The following is a 19426-nucleotide window of genomic DNA, read 5'->3' on the forward strand; positions in this document are numbered from 1 at the left end:
CAAGAAAAAAGCGTCATTTGACGCTTTCTTTCAACTATTTTCCTTTGGAGTCTAGTGCCGTGGCTTCGGGTTTTGTGCTGGCATTTTTGACGTGCTCTTCCAGCCAAGTATCCATTTCCCACAGCATGTGCAAAATGGATTCTTTTGCCCGATAGCCGTGACTTTCGTCTGGCAACATCACCAAACGGGCCGTTCCTCCATGGCCTTTGACAGCATTGTAAAAACGGATACTTTGGATAGGAAAGGTTCCCGAATTGTTATCCGCTTCGCCATGAATCAACAAAAGGGGTTCATTCACCTTGTCGGCATGCATAAAGGGTGACATGTAATTGTACAGCTCAGGCGCTTCCCAATAACTTCTTTCCTCTCGCTGGAACCCAAAAGGCGTAAGCGTTCGGTTGTAAGCACCACTTCGCGCAATACCAGCAGCAAAAAGGTCTGAATGGGCCAACAGATTGGCTGTCATGAAGGCGCCATAAGAGTGTCCACCCACACCTATTCGGTTTCTATCGCCTACACCCAGTTCGACAACTGCATCGATGGCGGCTTCGGCATTCATCACTAACTGCTCTCTAAAGGAGTCATTCGGTTGCTTGTCTCCTTCCCCAATAATGGGCATTTCGGTGTCTGCCATGACGGCGTAACCCCTTAAGACCCAGAATAAGGGTGATCCGGAGCTTACTCGGGTGAAAGAGTAAGGAGTACCTCGCACTTGAGCGGCATTGGCCTTTGATTTGTATTCTCTTGGGTATGCCCACATTAGCACCGGCAGTGGTCCATCCTTCGTTTTGTCATAGCCGGCAGGCGTGTAGAGCACTGCAGTTAGGTCGACGCCATCTGCCCGCTTGTATTTGATGATCTCTTTATTGACGGCCATCATTTCTGGCTGCGGGTGTTCAAAATTCGTGATCGCTGTGCTTGTTCCTTTTTTTAAGTCTCTAAGGAAATAGTTTGGCGGGTCAGTTTCCGATTCGCGAATGGTGATGATCGCATTCGCTTTTTTATCGATGATGTCCACAGGCCGTTCATAATAAGGAGCTTCTGATCTGAAAATGATCTCCGTTTTGCCATTTTTCAGATTGAATTTGCTCAAGTAGGGTCTGTCGCCCTCGGGAGAACCACCGACACTCGACATGAAGACATCGTCTTTGTCAAACTTGAGCACATAATACCCGTATTCGTTTTTTACGGTCATTGGGCTACCAGGATCACTGTATCGGTCGGTGGTCGATCGGTCAATGATCACTTTTCCTGTGCTACCTGGCGTAGAAGGATCGATCAACGTTCTTTTGTCGAGCCGTTGTGCCCACCATTGTTCAGAAAGGATCGCCCTCTTTTCGTCTCCCCAAGTGATGCCTCCATAGCGTAAAGAGGTTTTGGCCAAGAGCTCCGGCTCTCCGGTAAAGGGCGCCATTAGCATGTAAACCGCATCTCTCTCATCCGTTTCCATGGCAGGGTCTCCGCCATCCATGGCTTCAGCCCAATAAAGCGTTGCCGGTTGATCTGCTCTCCAGCTCACACTTCGTTTGCCAAGGCGTGTGGCGTCAAAGCCTTTTGGTCTGACCTCATCTAAAGGGATTTCTGCAAGCACATCAATTCGCTTGCCTGCATTGTCCCAAATCTCGTAGTTAAACGGAAAACGAGAGGCGGGAACCAGATAAGAAAATGGCTTTTGAATGGTTTGTACGAGAACAAAATTGCCATCAGGAGAGGCGTTGTAGTTCTTTATGATGTCTTGGTTTCCAAATTTTGTTGCCTTACCGTTTACATCAATCTTCATCAATTGCACGGAGGTGTAATATTCAAATAGTGCTTCGTCGTAGCTATTTTTCAAGAGGTCTTGATAGGTTCTTGAGGCCGCTTCAGCGCCGGATGTTTCTTGAATAACAGGGCCTTTCGGTGCTTCTGGTCGCTCAGGAGCCATTCCTCGATTAGCGACTATGGTGCTGACCAACAAGGTTTCATTGTCAGGCATCCAATCAAAGGCTTTGACATACGCATTGTTTACGATGGCCTCTGTCAATTGGGTAGCCTTTCGTTGGTTCACGTCAGCCATCCATAATTCAATTCCATTGCTTACGGTATTGGTAAAAGCGATCTTTTTTTCATCGTTCGACCAGCTCACATTACCGATTTTTGCGTTATCCGGCATTCCGGTAAAGCGGAATTTCTCCCCAGTTTTGATGTTTTGCATCTCAAGACCAGTCATGTGCGATGCCCTACTGCGTCCATTGGTTCTCGGGTTGATCCTTGTACCACCAATGCGCAATTCGGGAGCCGCAACCTCTTCAATGCTTGGGTAGCCCGGCCGTTCCATTAAAAGCATCCACTCGCCTTTAGAGTCAATGCTTACGGATGGAGTTGAAGGTGCTTCGATCAGTTTGGCGATCACCTCTGGGGGTTTTTGATAGACATCTTGAGCCAGCGCAGGCTCAAAGCTCAAAATGAAGACCACAAGTAGGGTCAAACAACATGTTTTGTAGGTACGGAAATTCAACATAATTGTAGGGTTAAGAAAGATTTAAGGTAGTGCATTACGGCTTAAATGCAAGATGACTGATACAAGGCCTGATTTTAGGCGGTTGAACGGTCGTTTGCTGACATAAAATGCTCGGAATTGGTGGTTTCGCTATGTTCCTCGAAAACCATTTAATATCTTATTCACTTCAAGGAGATCATGTCAACAGTCAAAAAGATCGTAGTCCTTGGGAGTGTCAGTTCTGGAAAAAGCGCACTCCTGAGAAGAATAAGAGGCTTGCCTTTTCAGAAAGAGGAGGCGCCTACCTTGGGCTTACGCGTGTCTAGCGTCATGCCGGACCATGCGCATATCGAAAAGCTCGTTTTTTGGGAATTAACAAATGCCGGGAAGCTCGAACATCAACCGGTGGATTATTTGAAGGGCGCCCACGCCTGTATTTATGTCTTTGATCTTTCTCGTCCGTCCACTTATCTGAACCTAAATGCGGAGATCAACTTTTTGAAAGAGGTATTACCCGGTGTAGACATTCTTTTGGTAGGCAACAAACGAGACCTTGTCTCGAAGAAGCAATGTCAACAGCTTGAAAAAGAGCTTCAATCTGAGGCCTTGCACTTTGTGAGCGCTAAACGTGATGAACAGTTTCAACCGGTACTTGACCATTTGATAAAGCGAATGCTATGAATTGGGACTTAGATAAAATAAAGCTAGGCCTCGTAAAGCCTTTGGTTCAGGTCACCCTGTTTGAGGTCAATGGGCGTCTGCTGCAGTCTTGTAATACATTGATTCCGCTAACACAAGGGGAGTCCCTATATGATCGGTTTGATTTTTTAGCCAGTATGGAAGACTACTTTGGGCAGATGCCTGTTGGCGAAGAATTGCGCTTGAATCCAATGGAATGGCATGAAGAATTGAGCGCATTAGTGGTGGTCAGGCTGGCAAAGCTTGATCAGCACACGGTACAATGGATTTTATTCGACAAAACGGTCGAGCAAGAACGGATGAAGACGGTGTTGCAGGGCAGAGATCGGGCGGTGCTCAACGAAGAATATTTACAACTGGAGAAAACCCTGCTGGAAACCAAAAAGAACCACCTAGAATATCAGAACCAAGAGCTGCAAAGAATACAACAGTTCAAACAGCAGTTCTTTGCGGCCATAAGTCATGAGATGCGCACCCCATTGAATAGCATCACAGGCTTGGTAAAACTGCTGGAATGGAGTGATCCAAAAGAGATCTACAATTATTTACATGCCCTCAAGTCTACTTCTGACCATTTGAACAGCATCATCAATGATGTGCTTGATCTATCGAAAATAGAGGAAGGTAAACTCTTGTTAGAATCGGTGTCTTTTGACCTGAAGCAGTTGATCAACACTGTGGTTAAAGGGTTTTCATTCGTTGTCAAAGAAAAGCAGCTTAGTCTCAATGTGCATTTCGGTGATGGTTTACCCACATATATTCGAGCAGATCCGACCAGAATGTCCCAAGTACTTTACAATATAATCAGTAATGCACTGAAGTTTACGGAGAAGGGGAGTGTCATGCTAGATTTGAGTGCGAAAAAGGATCGCCTATACGTTGAGGTCAAAGATACAGGAATAGGGATGAAGCCTGAAAGCATTGAGCGTATCCTTCAACCCTATGTCCAAGCTGACGGGCAGAGTTACCGGACATTCAAGGGAACCGGCTTGGGAATGACCATTGCCAATGAATTGGTCAAGATCATGGGAGGCACTTTAAAGATCAGCAGTGCTCTGGGTGAGGGAACTTCAATGACCTTTGACTTACCCTATCAGTTAGCGCAAAGTGCAGACATCAGTATTGACGATCATTACGACCCGACCGCTAATGTGGATGTCAGCCAGTATGCATTCCTGTTTGCAGAGGATGATGCCATCAGTACCCTTGTGATGAAAGAAAGGTCGGCCAAATGGAACCTCAATTCAACCTTTGTGACCACCGCTGAGGCACTCAAGAGGGAACTAAACGAGCAGAAATATGATCTTTTGATCACGGATGTTCATCTGGAAGATGATTATGCACCGGACTTGCTTCGAGAAGTGCGACATGGTGAGGGACTGAATTGTGACATTCCCATCATTTTTTCATCTGGTGATCCAATAGATAAGCACGATGATCTTCGAGCATTGGACAATTGGGCCTATTTGGTGAAGCCTGTGAACCCGAGAGAGCTTTCATTAAAGATCAGGCAGCTTTTACATATCAATACGGAAAACACCTTACCGGCGGTAGACTTGACCATTTTAAGCAATGCTGCAGCGAATGACAGTTCGTTCATGAAAGAATTGATCGATACGATGCTCAATACCTTACCCGATGAAATGGAGAAGCTTGCGCAGCTGGTTGATGCCAAGGATTGGGGTGGAGCAGCAAAGGTGTTGCATAAGATCAAACCAAGCGTCAGTTACTTTGGCATTCCTCAATTGGCTGATGAGAGAACGCAGCTACATGATCAAGTAAAAGAGGGACAAGATATCCTAAAGGAGTTGGTAGAGTTTAGGACTCGAATCAACATTGCGCTAGAGAGTCTGGCCGAACAGAAATTAAAGCTTTAATGTCAGATACTCATTGATGGCAGCACAATACTCATTCTTGCAAGAAAGACCAGCTCAGGGAATTTTATTCGTATCGAATAAAAAACTCAAGATGATGCGATTATTAGTATTTACACTATTCCTCTTTGTTTGTGCCGGGTCAGTGGCGCAAACAACTTTGATCTCAAGTGGCGAAATACGCTTGGCCATTGAGGTCTATGATTTTGAAAATGAGCGATTATATGATATTTCTAAAATCTCTAAGGGCTTTACAGAGGAAGGACTGCCAATTGAATTAATTCTGCCAAGAAGGTCTCAAATCAGAATGTGGTTACCAGACATTGACGAGTCCAATGCGACAGGGTATCGCTTGTTAACCAGTTCTGGGAAATTCAAAAAGCTCGAGAATTTCAATAAAGAATGGGAAGGCAGAAAGGTCGCTTACCTAGGGGCACAGTCCTACAGCGGAGGAGCCAGCGATGCCTTGAGGATTGTGAAACTCAATCCTTACAGGACGATGAGCGACCCTCAAAACACAAGACTCAATTTTGAATGGACGGTAGATTACGATCCAATAGAATTGATGGCTTTTATCCAGAACGACGAGGTCGATGAACGCATGCAATACTCCGATTCCATTATGTATAATCTCTTTTCGAGTGATAAGGCGGTAAAGAGCTACGATTATTGGCTAGAGAATGGTTTTGCGCAAAGATTAGATGAAAATGGACTCCCAGAGAATCCAATCATTCCGCTAGGTTCAGGGGCGCTCTCATTCACGACCAATTCTCCGAGAATTGAGCTGTATAAAGATGGTGATAGAATAGAGTTCACGAGAATTGAAGAACGCTTTAATGATTATTTCGCGTATTTCTATACGCCAAAAGAATCGGGGAGTTACCTGATCAGAATGAACGATCCTAGAAAAACCTATGGTCAGACCAGCAGAACATACGCCTTTTCGGTCCCTTATTCCTTCTGGAAGGAGGGCGGACTCTGGTTAGTGGGAATCATTGCGGCCATTTCAATAGCTTTTGTCATCTATAGAATTGGTGCCAAGCGTAAGATCAATGAGAGTAACTTGCTTAAACAACTATCTGATGCAGAACTGAAAGCGATACGTTCACAGCTCAATCCACATTTTCTCTTTAATGCGCTGAGCGCTATCCAAAATCTGGTCAATCAAGGCAAAAATGACTTGGCTAATGACTATATCGTGAAATTGAGCAAGCTACTCAGGAGGGTTCTTGTGCAGTCGGATGAATCTTTACACAGTTTGCAAGAAGAGCTGGAGTTAGCAGAGCTTTATTTGGAGTTAGAAAAACTCCGCATCCCTTTTGAATACCACATCAAGGTTGATGAAGGTTTGGACCGTAACACGCTGATTCCCTCCATGATCTTGCAGCCTTATTTGGAGAATGCCGTTTTCCACGGTGTTTCTAAGTTCAAAGCGAATCAGATCAGTTTAGTTGTTGGTCAATTGGGCGATCAATTGATTTTTGAGATCAAAGACAATGCAAATCACGAAGGCAACTTCTTCACGGAAGGAAAGGGCATGAGTATGGGTAGAGAAAGAATCGATATTCTACGAAAACAGCTTGGAAACCAGCTCCGGGCGGGGATCAATACCACAAAAGGAACCAATGGTTTTGAAGTAGAGATCAGTTTACCTTTGAATTTATAAAATGCAGCAGCTGACCGCCATACTTGTTGACGACGAAGTTCATAATAGACAGAACTTAAGCGCTATGTTGGCAAAGTATTGTCCTGAAGTTGTCGTTTTGGGTGAGGCGGCTTCAGTGCCGGAAGCTTTTCAACTGATCAAATCCACCGCTCCAGAGGTGGTATTTTTAGACATTGAAATGCCGAATGCCAATGGTTTTGCCCTACTGGAGCTTTATGAAGAGTTGCCTTTCAAGGTGGTTTTTGTCACTGCTTACGACGCTTATGCGCTAAAGGCCATTAAATTCTCTGCTTCTGATTATGTCCTAAAGCCGATCGATCATGAGGACCTGCGCAAAGCGGTAAACGACCTGCTTGCTGAAAGTCAACCGACAGAGCTGAGCCGTGAAAGTCTGGATTCTTACTTCAATCAAAAGGAAAAGAAGATTGCCCTTACCTTGTCAGATGAAATTCGATTGATCACTTTATCGGAGATCGTCAGGATAGAAGCGGATAGCAATTATGCGAGATTCTTTCTCCGCAACGAAGAGGAAATAGTAGTTTCCAAGCACTTAGGTTTCTATTACGAGATCCTCAAGGATTTTGGCTTCATGCGCGTACATCAATCGCATCTGGTCAATCAGCAATATGTTGATCGCTATGTGAAAAGAGATGGTGGTTATCTTTTGCTCAACAATGGACATCAAGTCCCTATCTCTAGAACGCAAAAGGAGAACCTGTTGAAATGGTTCTCCTCTTTGTAATTCTTTTTTCCATCTTGAGCCTGCCGAAAGAGCTACAAATTTTGGGCAGATTCCTAGGCAAGCTCAGAATGAGAAATAAATTACTGCCCCACCAAGAACAAGGCATTTGCGACCATCAGCTTTCCATTTTCCCAGAAGGCCCTGAACAAGGGGTTATCGGCCAGGTAGATCATGGCACCACCCCCTTGGTTTTCGACACCAAAGACCAAAGACTCGGCCAATTGTTCCTTGACCTTTTCTCCAGCGACTCCTGAGATATGTGAAGTAGTGGAAGCAATGGTTCCAACATTCCAACCATTGCTGAGGTAGTCAAATGCTGTGCTGTTGTTCTTGAGCGTGAAATAGCCGGCATCATAGCCGAACCCTAAGGGGTGCGAATTGTCAATGTTTAGCTTGAAGATGGCACCTGGTAAGCGGTATGGATCTGCTTTTCGGCTTCTTTCGGCAAAAGGAACTAGTGCGGCTTCTTTCTTTTCTTCTTCCGTTCTTTCGTCTTCGCTGCTCTTGCGTTTTAAGGCAATGCCATCTTTTCCAACAAAGGTATTGATGGCCCTGTCGATGGCAATGACGCGGCCACCACCTCTTACCCAGCTTTGCAATTCTTCTAGTTTACTGCCTCCGAATACTCGACCATATGAACCGGATGGAAGTACCAATACGTTGTAGTCAGCCAGATCAATTCTACCTGCGTCGTTTGTGTCCACCATGGTAATTGGGTAGTCTAATTCCTGCTCCATAAAGTACCAGAACTCTCCGAAACCTAAGGAGGAGACGCCTTCTCCGCGCATGACCAAGATGTTCGGCTTTTCAATGAACGGTACATTGTTCGAGCCGAAGTCTTTGCCCGAGTCGGCAAAGGTGGTTGGGGTTGCCACCACTGTGCGTTTGTACTTTTCGGCCGCTGCTTTGACGACTTCATCAAACTGACTTCTGAGGTGTCGGTTACCTTTTCGCGTAATGATCAATGTCCCTGAACCATAAGCTTCACCCCCAATGGCAAAAGGCACCATGGCATAACGCAGTTTAATGTCATGCTTCAATAGCTCGGCCAAGAATTTAGCATCTTCAATGCTCTCCCATTTGACTAAGTAAGCAGCTGCCCCGGGAGTGATCTCGGCGCTTGTGGATGGCATGACATAAGGACTCGGCTCCACTGCAATGCTCTGTTCTGTGGCATATGCTTCTAAGCCCATCATGTAAGGAACAGCCCAGGCAGTGATGTCATACGTTTCTACCGTGCTGACATATGTATTGGGCTCAAAGAGGGCCTGGATCAATACAGCTTTTGGCTGATTGGCCGAAATCAACAAATCACCGTTTTGAATGGTGACACTTTCTTCTTCATTGGTCATGTAAGCAAAGGCAGGTACTGCCTTTTTGGATGATCCGACGCCGTATTCGATCAAGTGTCGATCTAAGAATTCCGTCAATTTTTTGAGCTTATCCGGATGATTGGTTCCTCGGACGATGTAGGTTTTGTACTTGGCTTTTGGATCATTGACTCCCTTTTCGAAGTATGCAGTGAACTCATCCACCATTTTGTCCATGTTGGTGGAGGCCACCTCGACGGTAGACATCCCTGTAGTGTAATGATGAGCGATGGCATCATTAAGGGTGAGGGTATCTCCTTCATCTGTAAGAATGGCTAAATCGCTACTGGCTTGTTCGTAGGTCATGCCGATGGCACCATTGTACATAGGGTAGGAATCGCCATAGCTCGGATACAGGATATCGAAGCTCTCTTTGGTGAAGAACAACCAGCTATTCTGATCGAAGTATTTGGCGTGGTTGCGCCCAATGATCTCTTGAAAGTCTCTCTGCCACGGGGTTACCTGATCGTGAATGGGTTCGGCAGCTGGCGCGAAATAGTAAGGGCTGTTGCTTCCTTGCTCATGAAAATCGACATGGATGTGTGGCATGATGGTATTGTACAAAGCCATGCGTTGCTGCGATTCGATCTGCTTTTGCCATGCCCAATCTCTATTGAGGTCGAACAAGTAATGATTCGCTCTACCGCCAGGCCAAGGTTCATTGTGCTCAATGGCATCTCGTGAAGGGTTAGGGCGCGTACCGGCAACTTGGTTGATCCAGTTGGCATAACGGTCTCTACCGTCAGGGTTGATGCACGGATCCAGGATGACCACAGTGTTCTTCAACCAATTTTGTGCCTCGGCGTTGTTTGGGCGTGCCAATTCGTAGAGCGTCTTCATGGCCGTTTCAGTTGAATTGGCTTCATTGCCGTGTACGTTGTAGCTCAACCAAACGATCCCTATCTTTTCACCGACGGGGTCGCCCTCCATTAGCTTTGCGCGCTTTAAGTTGTCGGTTCGGATCTGGTCCCAATTGTCGATGTTTTCTTGAGAAGAAACATAGGCGACCATGAGGGGTCGTAATTCGTTGGTCTCTCCGTATTGCTGCGTTTTTACATGATTCAATTGGGCGGCGACATGCTGATAATAGGCCACCACTTTATGATGAGGTGTAAATCGAGTACCGAGTTCATAGCCCAGGAATTCATCGGGGCTTTGAAGACTCTGGGCCTGAAGACCTGAAACGATAAGAGAAAGTAGAAATACTAGAAGGAATTGCCTTTTCATAAGTTGACTGTTAAAGAGTTTGGAATTTACGTTAATTTCGAATCCGTGCAAATTTGCTTTTGACCTTTGGTTGAATCCGATGAAGACCAGCGAAGCCAAATACTTTCTTGCCTTACTCCCCAAAGAGCCCTTGGCGAGTGATATTTTTCAGATCAAAGAGGAGATCTCAGCGAAATTCAACACCAAAGGAGCCTTGAAGTCACCTGCGCACCTGACCTTGCACATGCCATTTTTGTGGAAAGAGCGCAATGAGCAACGACTTATCCAGTTGCTTGTGCGTGCAACTAAGTACAGCCCTTTTAATTTGTTTTTGGATGGCTTTGGTGCTTTTCCACCAAGGACGATCTATATCAAAAACAAGGAATCTGCTAAATTACGCACCTTTCACAAGGAATTCATTAGCTATACGAAGCAGAACTTGAAGCTGTTGAATACGACACATAATCGAGGGTTTCATCCACACATTACCGTAGCCTTTCGCGATTTGAAAAAGGAAGCATTTGATGCCGCCTGGCCGGTCTATCAGCAAAAAACCTATGAAGCAAAAATGCTGGTCGACTCCTTTTGGTTGTTAAAGCACGACGGTCGGCAATGGCATCCGTTCCATGAGTTTCCTTTTGTAGACTAACGAATTGTTATTCTGTTGCGGTTGAGTCACTCAGTAAGGGGTACAGTAGGCCCTCTTTTTTCACGAGATCGATGTAATCTGTAAGCTTCAGTTCTAGCTCGGTGGGTCCAAGGGAATACGGACCGATCTCATAAGGGTTGAAGTAAAAAATGAGGGATTGTCGGATGATGGCAAAATTCTCATTCAGTGTGAACCGATCATCTTCGAACCAATAACCCGCTGAAGAAAGGCTGTTTTGAGGAGGGATCTCTTTTTGCATTCTGAATTCGATCTCCGCCGCTTCGTTGAGTGCGCGTTCGTAGCCTTCTAAGAAAAGGTCTCCTAACGTAACTGCTTTTCCCGTTTTCAAATCATAGGTTTTATAGATTTGACTGTTGTTTGGGTGCGCACCTCCGGTATAGTTGAATACACTGCTTGCGATGCTGATGTAACTCTCGTTTTGGTATAAGATGTCCGCATTGATCTCAATTAGCCAACTCTGTTCAAAATCCTCAAAATCCTTGATCAATTGTTCAAAAGAGCTCGTCAGTTCGTCCATCATTTCCTCCACCGAATTAACGCCGCTTTTTTCTACAGGAGCATTCATTAAAATTTCTCTTTCAATGGCCGCGTTGATACTTTTCATTACTTCGGGTGACACTTTTCCTGTAATGACCGGGTATTCGATCTGAAACAAGAGGCACTGCCTAGCACTAGAATCCGCTTCACATTTCCCTACCTTTTGGTCGATCTTCTCGACACGATACTCCACGTACTGAGGGATTGGCGCAGCTTTTAACTCAAGATTACGTTGTTCCTGTTTATCTCCAAATTGACAACCAGAGGTGATCAGGACCATCACAACGAGACATTCAGTGATCAACTTAGAAGTTGAACGTGGTATAGGTGTCTTCTTTATCAAGTTTATAGCTCTTTAATGTTTCGTTTGCCTTAAAGTGGACAATGTTCTGTTGGTCGTCAAAGATTTCCATGAGCAGCGCATTGGTGATCTCGGCTTCGGACACTGCGGCGATGCCTTCAATTTCGTAATAGCACCAACGGGCGTCCGATTCTACTTCCGAGCCGAGGTATTTAAAAGGGTATTCTTTTCCATTGATCCGAAAGAATACTTTTTCTGCTAAATACCCTGCTATTAGGCTGTCCAATCGTTTCAGGTCTTTGGGTTGGTAGGTGTCAACGTAGCCTAGCCCATGAAACTTTTTAAGGCCTTGCTCTAGATCATCGATAAAAATGCGTTGGCTTACCTGTATCGATTGTGCCTCTTTATTGTGCACTATGTCGGTCACACTTACATGAAAAGGATGCCAAACCGAGAAACAAGCTAGAAATACCGTATATAACAGATTGATGCGCATGTCACACGAAAGGGTATGTCGATTCAAAATTAACTTTTATAATTGCAATCCTGTTACAAGACAGGATTATAATCTGAACAATTTATGGGCCAATTTGGCATTTACTTTGAATTAGGTAGGGAGCACATCCTCGACATCAATGGCATCGACCATATCCTTTTTGTGGTGGCCTTGTGCGTGATCTATCAATTGCAGGACTGGAAAAAGGTGTTGATCTTAGTGACGGCTTTTACCATTGGGCATTCCATTACTTTGGCATTAAGCACCTTGAATTTGGTGAATTTCAGGTCTGATATCATCGAGTTTTTGATTCCTGTGACCATTTTTGTGACGGCTTTTGGCAATCTTTTGCGCAAACAAAGTGCCTTAACACCCTCTAAATTCAATACGAATTATTTCTTTGCCCTCTTTTTTGGATTGATTCATGGCCTTGGGTTTTCGAATTACCTGAAAAGCCTGTTGGGTAAAGAAGACAGCATTGTGACGCCACTGTTGGCCTTCAATGTTGGTCTTGAACTTGGCCAGATCATCATTGTGCTTTTCTTTATGGTGATCGCTTTTGTATTTGTTAGTCTCTTCAATGTTTCGAGAAGAGATTGGACCCTAATTATTTCATCTGCAGTGGCGGGCATCGCCATCACGATGATGATAGAAACAAGATTTTGGTAATTAATGAGTAAAAAAGATATGAAAAAGGTAACCCTCTTACTATTGGCTCTTGGCTTTGTGTCAACTTCATTGATGGCACAAGTGGTCAATAGCAATCATGGTAAACGATTTGAACAACTGGAGCGTATGCTTCGCGACCCAAGCGTCTACAGAAGTGCTTCAGGTGCACCTGGACCCCAATATTGGCAACAAAAAGCTGATTATAAGATCCAAGCAACCTTAGATGATGAAAACCAGCGCATCGATGGTGCAGAAACCATTACCTACTACAACAACTCACCGGATCCCTTGGATTACCTCTGGATCGCGCTAGACGAGAACGTCAGACATCCGGATAACGATTCGTATAAATTTGACCCAAGCAGCATTCGCCCGCGCATGACCTACGATCAGATCGAAAGTTTGGATGGTCATGAGAACGATTGGGGATTCCACATCATGAAAGTAGTTGATGCCAAAGGCAAACCACTGCCCTACACGATCAATCAGACCATGATGCGAATTGACTTGCCTCAAACCTTGAATCCTGGTGCAAAGATCGAGTTTAGCATTGATTGGTGGTACAACACCACCCCAAGAAATGAATCAGGAGCTCGAGGAGGACATGAATACTTTCCAGAAGATGGCAATTACATTTATACCATCACGGGTTGGTTCCCTCGAATGGCCGTCTATTCTGACTTCCAAGGATGGAATAACAAGCAGTTTACCGGTCGTGGCGAATTCGCGTTGACCTTTGGTGATTACGATGTGAAGATGACCGTGCCGGCTGACCATGTGGTGGGGTCTACTGGTGAATTGCAAAACGCGCGTGATATTTTGACCAGTGAGCAAATGAAGCGTTGGGAACAAGCGCAGCAAGAGTTTGTCGATCCGGTGAAGATCGTGACCCTAGAAGAGGCCAAAGAGAACGAAAAAGAAGGAACGACAGCCACCAAAACATGGCACTACAAAGCAGAAAACGTACGGGACTTTGCCTGGACCTCTTCTCGAAAATTCGTTTGGGATGCCATGGCGGTAGACATAGACGGCAGAGCCGACAACCCAATGGCCATGTCGTACTACGCCAAAGAAGCCTATGGTATCTACGAGCGCTATTCAACGAAGGCTGTTGCCCATACCTTGAAGACCTATTCAAAATACACGATTCCTTATCCTTATCCGGTGGCCATTTCTGTAGAAGCTTCGAACGGAATGGAATACCCTATGATCTGTTTCAATTACGGCAGAACACTGCCTGATGGAACCTATTCAGAATCGACGAAGTATGGTGCGATCGGTGTGATCATCCATGAAGTTGGACACAATTTCTTCCCTATGATCGTGAATTCTGATGAGCGTCAGTGGACCTGGATGGACGAAGGCTTGAACACCTTTGTCCAGTACCTCACCGAGCAAGAGTGGGATCCGAATTATCCACACAGAAGAGGTCCGGCCGCCAAAATTGCTCCGTACATGGCACTACCGAAAGAACAATTGGAGCCGATCATGACCAACTCAGAAAACATCATTGGTTTTGGTAATAACGCCTACGCAAAAGCAGCAACAGGGCTGAATATTTTGAGAGAGACCATTATGGGCAGAGAGCTATTTGATTATGCCTTTAAGGAATATGCGAAACGATGGGCCTTCAAACATCCTACACCTGACGACCTGTTCCGCACCTTGGAAGATGCATCAGCAGTAGATATTGATTGGTTCATTAGGGGCTGGTACTTCACCATTGACAACGTGGACATCTCATTGGATAAAGTCGAGTGGTACAAACTGAATACGCAAGACCCTGAGGTGGAATATCCCATTGCTGAGGCTAACTTCAACGAGATTCGTCAAGACATCGCCATGCAGCGCAACAAAGAAGAAGGGATGTCTTACTACGTCGAAAGAGACGAAAGACTGCAAGATTTCTATTATTCTTACGACCGTTTTGAGGTGACAGAAGAAGCAAAACTGGCGTATCAGCGATTTAGTGCTTCGTTGAGCGAAGAGGAAAAGACCTTATTGGGTGATGATAAAAACTTTTATCAATTGGAGTTCTCGAACGAAGGGGGGCTAGTCATGCCGATCATCATTGAGTGGACCTTTGCTGATGGCACCACAGAAATTGAGCGCATTCCAGCCTACATCTGGAGAAAGAACGAAGAGAAAGTGACCAAAGCTTTCATGAAAGACAAGGAAGTGGTGCAGATCCGTATCGATCCGAATAGGGAAACAGCTGATACGGATGAAATGAATAACTATTGGCCAAGAAACACTGGGCCTACTCGTTTTGAGCTATTCAAAAGCAGAGGAGGCGGTGCCAGAGGTCAATCGGCGGGCTCGAACCCAATGCAGCGAGCGAACCAAGGCAACAACTAAAATTAGAAGCCCTGACAGAAATGTCAGGGCTTTTTCTTTATGAGTCGATGTAGGATTGTCACCAGCATCCTTGATAGAGAACAACGCGTTCAATAGCTGCCTATCAAATGGACTTTAAGGCTAAGCGGTGCGGAAAAAGCTTATTTTTTTATCAACCGTATGGTCCTTCTAGTTGGTGCGCCACTATCATCCCTTGCAGGATAAAACACGCCCTCGATACGGTTTCTACGTTTTTGATAAAGGTAGACAATGCCATATTCTTGATCTGCCGCCTCTGGAGAACTCGGTGGAAGTTCATATTCAAAGGCCTTCATGGCTCCCATGTCTAGCGGTTTGAAATTGTATCGTGTACTATTCGGTTCGAGTGAAAAACGAACCGTTGCATCATCAAAAGGATGCCCTTTCGAGCGCACCCGCCAGCTATAGCCTAAGAGTTCTGGTGGTGAAAGGTTTTTTTCATCCAATGGGTCAAAGTGATATTCGGTGGGGCGATCATCTAATGTTGAGCTGAGGATGACCTTTTGTTCGTTGAATATGCCAAATAGGGTGTCCCGTTTACCGAATAAGTACAGGCTGTCCTTAACGATGCGAGAAGTCCAGCGCTCTTCTCCTTCCCAAGAGTAGCTTCGAATGTCCTCAGCTTCGAAAACAATGCTCATTAATCCCGGTGAATAGAGAAAAACGGAATCTTGGGGCACTTCATCTGCCAGTGCAAAAGAGCCTTCTTCTTCAAACATGGTATATACAGGTTGTTTGGCTTTGACAAAGGCCATTACCCAGGTGCCCGACGGTGTCTGAGCAGAAAGTGTCAGGGAAGAAAAGGAAACCAAAAGTGGCAGCAGAAAAAACTTTCGCATAGACAAGTTTAACAGTTCTGGAAAAGATAAGTTGTCTTTCAGCTGGTTAATTCCCTCAACGGTCGAGCCATTTTTTGAAGTCTTGCACTTTTTCGCGGCTCACGATGGCATCCATTTCATCTGAATCGTGCAGTATAATGCGTAGACGAGAATTACTGTAAGCGACCATGTCTTTGATCGCTTTCATTGAGATCAAGTATTTTCTGTTGATGCGAAAGAACTGCTCCGGATCTAATAGCTCCTGTGCCTGTTCCACCGTAAAGTCAATGATGCGTCGCTTGTTGTGGATATCATTAATAAATGTCGTCTTTTCTTGACTATATATGTGCCGTATATCGGATACCGCCACCGTTTTGATATGTTCTCCCACTTTTACAACGAAGCGTTCTTTATAGCGTTTGGTGTATTGGCTCATCGCTTTTGCCAATGCACCCATGTCAAAGGCTGGTTGCTCTTTTGTGGAAAAGCGCTCATGGTATTTGAGCAATGCCTGCTTAAGCTCTTCCGGGTCTATGGGCTTCAATAAATAATCGATGCTATTGACCTTAAAGGCCTGAATGGCATATTCGTCGAAGGCAGTGGTAAAAATAATTGGCGCCTTTACTTCTACCTGTTCGAGGATTTCAAAACTCAATCCATCAGCTAGCTGAATATCAAAAAAAAGAAGATCAGCGGTGTGTTGAGAGAGCCATGCCGTGGCTGTTTTAACCGAGTCGAGCTGAGCTAAAATGTGGGTGTTTTCATCAGCGGCCAAGAGGAGCTTTTCGAGCCTTTTGGCAGCCATATTTTCGTCTTCAACAATTAAAACATTCATGATTCGACAGTTAACAGCGGAAGTTTAACAATGAATTCGTCGGGTCCGTCTTGAATTTCGACTTGTTGGTTGGTGAGAAATTCAAAGCGTGAGATGATGTTGGGTAAGCCCATACCGGAAGACTCTTCAATGGGTATGTTTTTCTTTTGCAGGTTGTTTTTCACCACGAGCCGGTCTTCTTCAATGAAGACCTGAATGTGAAGTGGATCCTCTGTCGAAATGATATTGTGTTTGATGGCATTTTCGAGCAGAATTTGTAAAGAGATCGGCGGGACCATTCGGTGCTCATGTCCTTTGAGTTGAATGTCAACCTGAAGTTTTTCGTCAAAGCGAGCTTTCTGAAGGACCAGATAAGCATCGACGAACTTCAATTCTTCACCAAGAGAAACCAACTCTTTGGATCGTGTTTCCAGTACGTAACGATAGACTCTCGATAGTTGCCTGATGAAGTCAGCCGCCCTGTCTTGGTCTTCATAGACTAAATTGGTTAAGGCATTGAGGCTATTGAATAGAAAGTGCGGGTTGACTTGATTCTTCAAGGATTCATACTTGGTCGCCATTTGCTCTTTTTTCAAGCGCTCAGCATCCAAAGCGGCTTGTCGCCAATTGCGGAAGAAACTGGCGGCATTCAAAAAGAAGCTAATGATAAAGGTGATGCCAATCGCGATCAACGCAATGCTTCCGATGCCTGACATCTCCACATCAAGTGTCCATAAAAGTATCAGGTAGGTCAAATAGACGGCTGCCGGCGAATAGACCACAACACCAATAATGCCCCAAATAAAGCGCTTGCCCGGTTCTTTGAGCCAGGAGACCTTGGTGGATATATAATCGGACAAATGTCCATTTCCTTGCCACAAAAGCACCCACATCAGTCCAGAGAAGAGCATCGAATAACGTTCTCCCCAAATGTTGTCGAAGCAACCCCCGCACCAGATGAGCGTGGTGAATGCGCCAAAAACGAAGATCAAGCTGGTGTTGATCAGCTCTGACTTCCAATTGATTGTGTTGACGTAGGCCATTGAATAAAACTAATTAATTATTTGCTGCTGACGATACAAAATTGCTTCCTATACTTTCTAGCCCAATAAGAGATCAGCGGTGAACCGATGGCTGCGGGAAGGGCCCAAAGGACCCAACTCATGTTATTGGATACACCTAGTGATTCGCCATTTTGCACAAGAAATGCTGTAATGCTAGCAATCAAAGCACCACACATGGAATTCATATGGGCAAACCACCACCATAACTTTGGCTGTTCCGTCCTACGAAAGCTCTTGTAATAGAGCCATCCCGTATTTGCTGTGAAGAAGCCAAAAAAGAGTGACAAGTAACCCATAGTACTGCTGATTCCATTGATGAGCAAGAGTCTTGCTCCTATGAAGATCAGTGAAAGGCCAAAGAGTATCGTGATGATAGATGCTGTCCAATCATACCACTTAACGATTCCGTCTTTTTTGATCTTCAAGACACGAATTCCTGAAAAGCTCATGTAGAAACTAAATACAGCAATGATCAATAGGAAGAAGTTAAAACGAAGGAGGCTGATGATCAGCAACGCACTAATGAAGATCCAAAGCATGGACCAGAAAAACACACGACCTACTTGTTTGTGCAACTTGTTTCCTTTTTTGCCTATAAAAGCAGCCATTAAGCCGGAGATCAGGGTAAGATCTCCGGCTGTGGCATGTGAGATGAGTAGGATTTTTTCCAATGGATTATTGTTGACACTGTCCGATGAGTGATTCGGCAACGTTCTTACCCCAAGTTGGAGCAAAACTCTGTCCTTCCTGCTCTGTACTGAATTGTGCGAGCGCTTTTTGAGCCATGGAACAAGCATTAGCAGTGCTTGATCCAAAGAATTGAGCCGTACCGAACTGCATTTGTGCCATCAATGCCATTACTCTTGGGTTTTTCGGGTCCAGACTCATGGCTTCGCCAAAGGTTTGCATCACTTTTGGTGAGAGCATTTGGCCTCTATTGTTTGGGTCGGCAGCGAGCTGCATCATGTACACATAGCCCTCAAGTGCTAACACCTCCGAGTTATTCGGCGAATGTTCTTTGGCTTGCTTGGCAAGGTATAGGGCTTTCTTACTGTATTGATCTTTTGTGCTGATGCTTTCTGCCATCATGCTCATGCGTGTGTAGGCCAAGCCGGCGTAATAAGGAGCATACCAGTCATCTTGTGCGACAGCAGCTACACGTTCGAATTTTCCTGCAGCAGCCTGCAAATCTTCAATGGATTGGGCAGCACCCAGTTGTTCAAGTCCGGCGATCATGGCGTTGATGTAAGCTTCTTGGTTTTGGGCATTCAAGGCGAAGGCCGCAACGAGCATTCCGATAAGTAAAGTGATCTTTTTCATTTTATTTTGAGTTTTGTTTTTGGTTCTGACTACGGGAGCTAAAGTAGCGCATGTTTACCCCCACCGAAAAAAAGACTTACTGAACTGTAGCATTTCTAGGATGAGTTGTAATGCCTTATAAAAAATTGAACCAAACGATTTTTTAAAGTCGATGTATGAAATGATATTCTAAAATGAAATATATAATGTTTTGAAAGCAAGGCTTTAAAATCATAGAACAGTTGTTCACAGTGGAAAAATTGTAATGTGCGGCGGTTGCTTGCATTTTTTATGCGGTTGATTTATCCTTTCAGAAAATCAATAAACCCATGAATAAATCATACTC

The 19426-nt window shown here is 44.9% G+C and carries 16 protein-coding genes; 7 read left to right on the plus strand and 9 right to left on the minus strand.

The annotated features are described in order from the left end of the window. Positions 1 to 34 precede the first annotated feature (34 nt). On the minus strand, positions 35 to 2500 hold the full coding sequence (locus tag AC2D6U_RS11460) for a S9 family peptidase (protein WP_484721124.1): 2466 nt from the start codon (positions 2498 to 2500) through the stop codon (positions 35 to 37). A 177-nt stretch (positions 2501 to 2677) separates the two neighbouring features. Between AC2D6U_RS11460 and AC2D6U_RS11465 the strand changes: the two genes are divergently transcribed. Genes AC2D6U_RS11465 through AC2D6U_RS11480 form a run of 4 tightly spaced genes read left to right on the plus strand, consistent with a single transcriptional unit; the run spans position 2678 to position 7460 of the window. Continuing rightward, complete coding sequence (locus tag AC2D6U_RS11465; protein ID WP_484721125.1) at positions 2678 to 3160, plus strand: ADP-ribosylation factor-like protein; 483 nt, start codon at positions 2678 to 2680, stop codon at positions 3158 to 3160. Further along, positions 3157 to 5055, plus strand: coding sequence for an ATP-binding protein (locus AC2D6U_RS11470; protein ID WP_484721126.1), 1899 nt, complete (start codon positions 3157 to 3159; stop codon positions 5053 to 5055). The genes AC2D6U_RS11465 and AC2D6U_RS11470 overlap by 4 nt, the downstream gene beginning before the upstream one ends. A 16-nt stretch (positions 5056 to 5071) precedes the next feature. Next, entirely contained in the window at positions 5072 to 6718 is a 1647-nt protein-coding gene (locus AC2D6U_RS11475) for a sensor histidine kinase (RefSeq protein WP_484721127.1), read from the plus strand. Position 6719: 1 nt separating this feature from the next. Then, positions 6720 to 7460 (plus strand): LytR/AlgR family response regulator transcription factor, encoded by a 741-nt coding sequence (locus AC2D6U_RS11480; RefSeq protein ID WP_484721128.1) that lies wholly within the window; start codon positions 6720 to 6722, stop codon positions 7458 to 7460. A gap of 80 nt (positions 7461 to 7540) precedes the next feature. Here the strand turns inward: AC2D6U_RS11480 and AC2D6U_RS11485 are convergent, their stop codons facing one another. Continuing rightward, complete coding sequence (locus AC2D6U_RS11485; protein ID WP_484721129.1) at positions 7541 to 10057, minus strand: M14 family metallopeptidase; 2517 nt, start codon at positions 10055 to 10057, stop codon at positions 7541 to 7543. Between the two features lie 19 nt (positions 10058 to 10076). On the opposite strand from AC2D6U_RS11485, the gene AC2D6U_RS11490 reads away from it, so the two are divergent. Beyond that, the gene (locus tag AC2D6U_RS11490) at positions 10077 to 10685 is read left to right on the plus strand and encodes a 2'-5' RNA ligase family protein (protein ID WP_484721130.1); all 609 of its coding nucleotides are present in this window, start codon (positions 10077 to 10079) and stop codon (positions 10683 to 10685) included. 7 nt (positions 10686 to 10692) lie between these two features. Here AC2D6U_RS11490 and AC2D6U_RS11495 read toward each other — a convergent pair whose 3' ends face one another. Together AC2D6U_RS11495 and AC2D6U_RS11500 are read right to left on the minus strand one after the other, a co-directional pair. Next, the gene (locus tag AC2D6U_RS11495; protein ID WP_484721131.1) at positions 10693 to 11586 is read right to left on the minus strand and encodes a DUF3298 and DUF4163 domain-containing protein; all 894 of its coding nucleotides are present in this window, start codon (positions 11584 to 11586) and stop codon (positions 10693 to 10695) included. After that, complete coding sequence (locus tag AC2D6U_RS11500; RefSeq protein ID WP_484721132.1) at positions 11549 to 12067, minus strand: DUF6702 family protein; 519 nt, start codon at positions 12065 to 12067, stop codon at positions 11549 to 11551. The genes AC2D6U_RS11495 and AC2D6U_RS11500 overlap by 38 nt, the downstream gene beginning before the upstream one ends. Before the next feature lie 57 nt (positions 12068 to 12124). On the opposite strand from AC2D6U_RS11500, the gene AC2D6U_RS11505 reads away from it, so the two are divergent. Both AC2D6U_RS11505 and AC2D6U_RS11510 read left to right on the plus strand, forming a co-directional pair. Continuing rightward, on the plus strand, positions 12125 to 12709 hold the full coding sequence (locus tag AC2D6U_RS11505) for a HupE/UreJ family protein (RefSeq protein ID WP_484721133.1): 585 nt from the start codon (positions 12125 to 12127) through the stop codon (positions 12707 to 12709). Between the two features lie 18 nt (positions 12710 to 12727). Further along, a complete protein-coding gene (locus tag AC2D6U_RS11510) occupies positions 12728 to 15067 on the plus strand; it encodes a M1 family metallopeptidase (RefSeq protein ID WP_484721134.1) in 2340 nt (779 codons plus the stop codon). Between the two features lie 140 nt (positions 15068 to 15207). On the opposite strand, the gene AC2D6U_RS11515 is transcribed toward AC2D6U_RS11510, so the two are convergent. Genes AC2D6U_RS11515 through AC2D6U_RS11535 form a run of 5 tightly spaced genes read right to left on the minus strand, consistent with a single transcriptional unit; the run spans position 15208 to position 19101 of the window. Beyond that, a complete protein-coding gene (locus AC2D6U_RS11515) occupies positions 15208 to 15924 on the minus strand; it encodes a hypothetical protein (RefSeq protein WP_484721135.1) in 717 nt (238 codons plus the stop codon). Positions 15925 to 15979: 55 nt separating this feature from the next. Beyond that, on the minus strand, positions 15980 to 16738 hold the full coding sequence (locus tag AC2D6U_RS11520) for a LytR/AlgR family response regulator transcription factor (RefSeq protein WP_484721136.1): 759 nt from the start codon (positions 16736 to 16738) through the stop codon (positions 15980 to 15982). Continuing rightward, entirely contained in the window at positions 16735 to 17760 is a 1026-nt protein-coding gene (locus tag AC2D6U_RS11525) for a sensor histidine kinase (protein WP_484721137.1), read from the minus strand. The genes AC2D6U_RS11520 and AC2D6U_RS11525 overlap by 4 nt, the downstream gene beginning before the upstream one ends. 17 nt (positions 17761 to 17777) lie before the next feature. After that, positions 17778 to 18452, minus strand: a complete 675-nt coding sequence (locus tag AC2D6U_RS11530; RefSeq protein WP_484721138.1) for a hypothetical protein — start codon at positions 18450 to 18452, stop codon at positions 17778 to 17780. A gap of 4 nt (positions 18453 to 18456) precedes the next feature. Continuing rightward, positions 18457 to 19101: a hypothetical protein gene (locus AC2D6U_RS11535; RefSeq protein ID WP_484721139.1), complete on the minus strand. Its 645-nt coding sequence runs from the start codon at positions 19099 to 19101 to the stop codon at positions 18457 to 18459. Positions 19102 to 19426 lie beyond the last annotated feature (325 nt).

The organism is Roseivirga sp. YIW32, assembly GCF_057219245.1.

Coding starts and splice junctions, on each gene's coding strand:
- AC2D6U_RS11515 (WP_484721135.1), bottom strand. CDS start 15,924: ATGCGAAAGTTTTTTCTGCTGCCACTTTTGGTTTCCTTTTCTTCCCTG.
- AC2D6U_RS11480 (WP_484721128.1), top strand. CDS start 6,720: ATGCAGCAGCTGACCGCCATACTTGTTGACGACGAAGTTCATAATAGA.
- AC2D6U_RS11470 (WP_484721126.1), top strand. CDS start 3,157: ATGAATTGGGACTTAGATAAAATAAAGCTAGGCCTCGTAAAGCCTTTG.
- AC2D6U_RS11485 (WP_484721129.1), bottom strand. CDS start 10,057: ATGAAAAGGCAATTCCTTCTAGTATTTCTACTTTCTCTTATCGTTTCA.
- AC2D6U_RS11535 (WP_484721139.1), bottom strand. CDS start 19,101: ATGAAAAAGATCACTTTACTTATCGGAATGCTCGTTGCGGCCTTCGCC.
- AC2D6U_RS11460 (WP_484721124.1), bottom strand. CDS start 2,500: ATGTTGAATTTCCGTACCTACAAAACATGTTGTTTGACCCTACTTGTG.
- AC2D6U_RS11505 (WP_484721133.1), top strand. CDS start 12,125: ATGGGCCAATTTGGCATTTACTTTGAATTAGGTAGGGAGCACATCCTC.
- AC2D6U_RS11510 (WP_484721134.1), top strand. CDS start 12,728: ATGAAAAAGGTAACCCTCTTACTATTGGCTCTTGGCTTTGTGTCAACT.
- AC2D6U_RS11465 (WP_484721125.1), top strand. CDS start 2,678: ATGTCAACAGTCAAAAAGATCGTAGTCCTTGGGAGTGTCAGTTCTGGA.
- AC2D6U_RS11525 (WP_484721137.1), bottom strand. CDS start 17,760: ATGGCCTACGTCAACACAATCAATTGGAAGTCAGAGCTGATCAACACC.
- AC2D6U_RS11475 (WP_484721127.1), top strand. CDS start 5,072: ATGGCAGCACAATACTCATTCTTGCAAGAAAGACCAGCTCAGGGAATT.
- AC2D6U_RS11520 (WP_484721136.1), bottom strand. CDS start 16,738: ATGAATGTTTTAATTGTTGAAGACGAAAATATGGCTGCCAAAAGGCTC.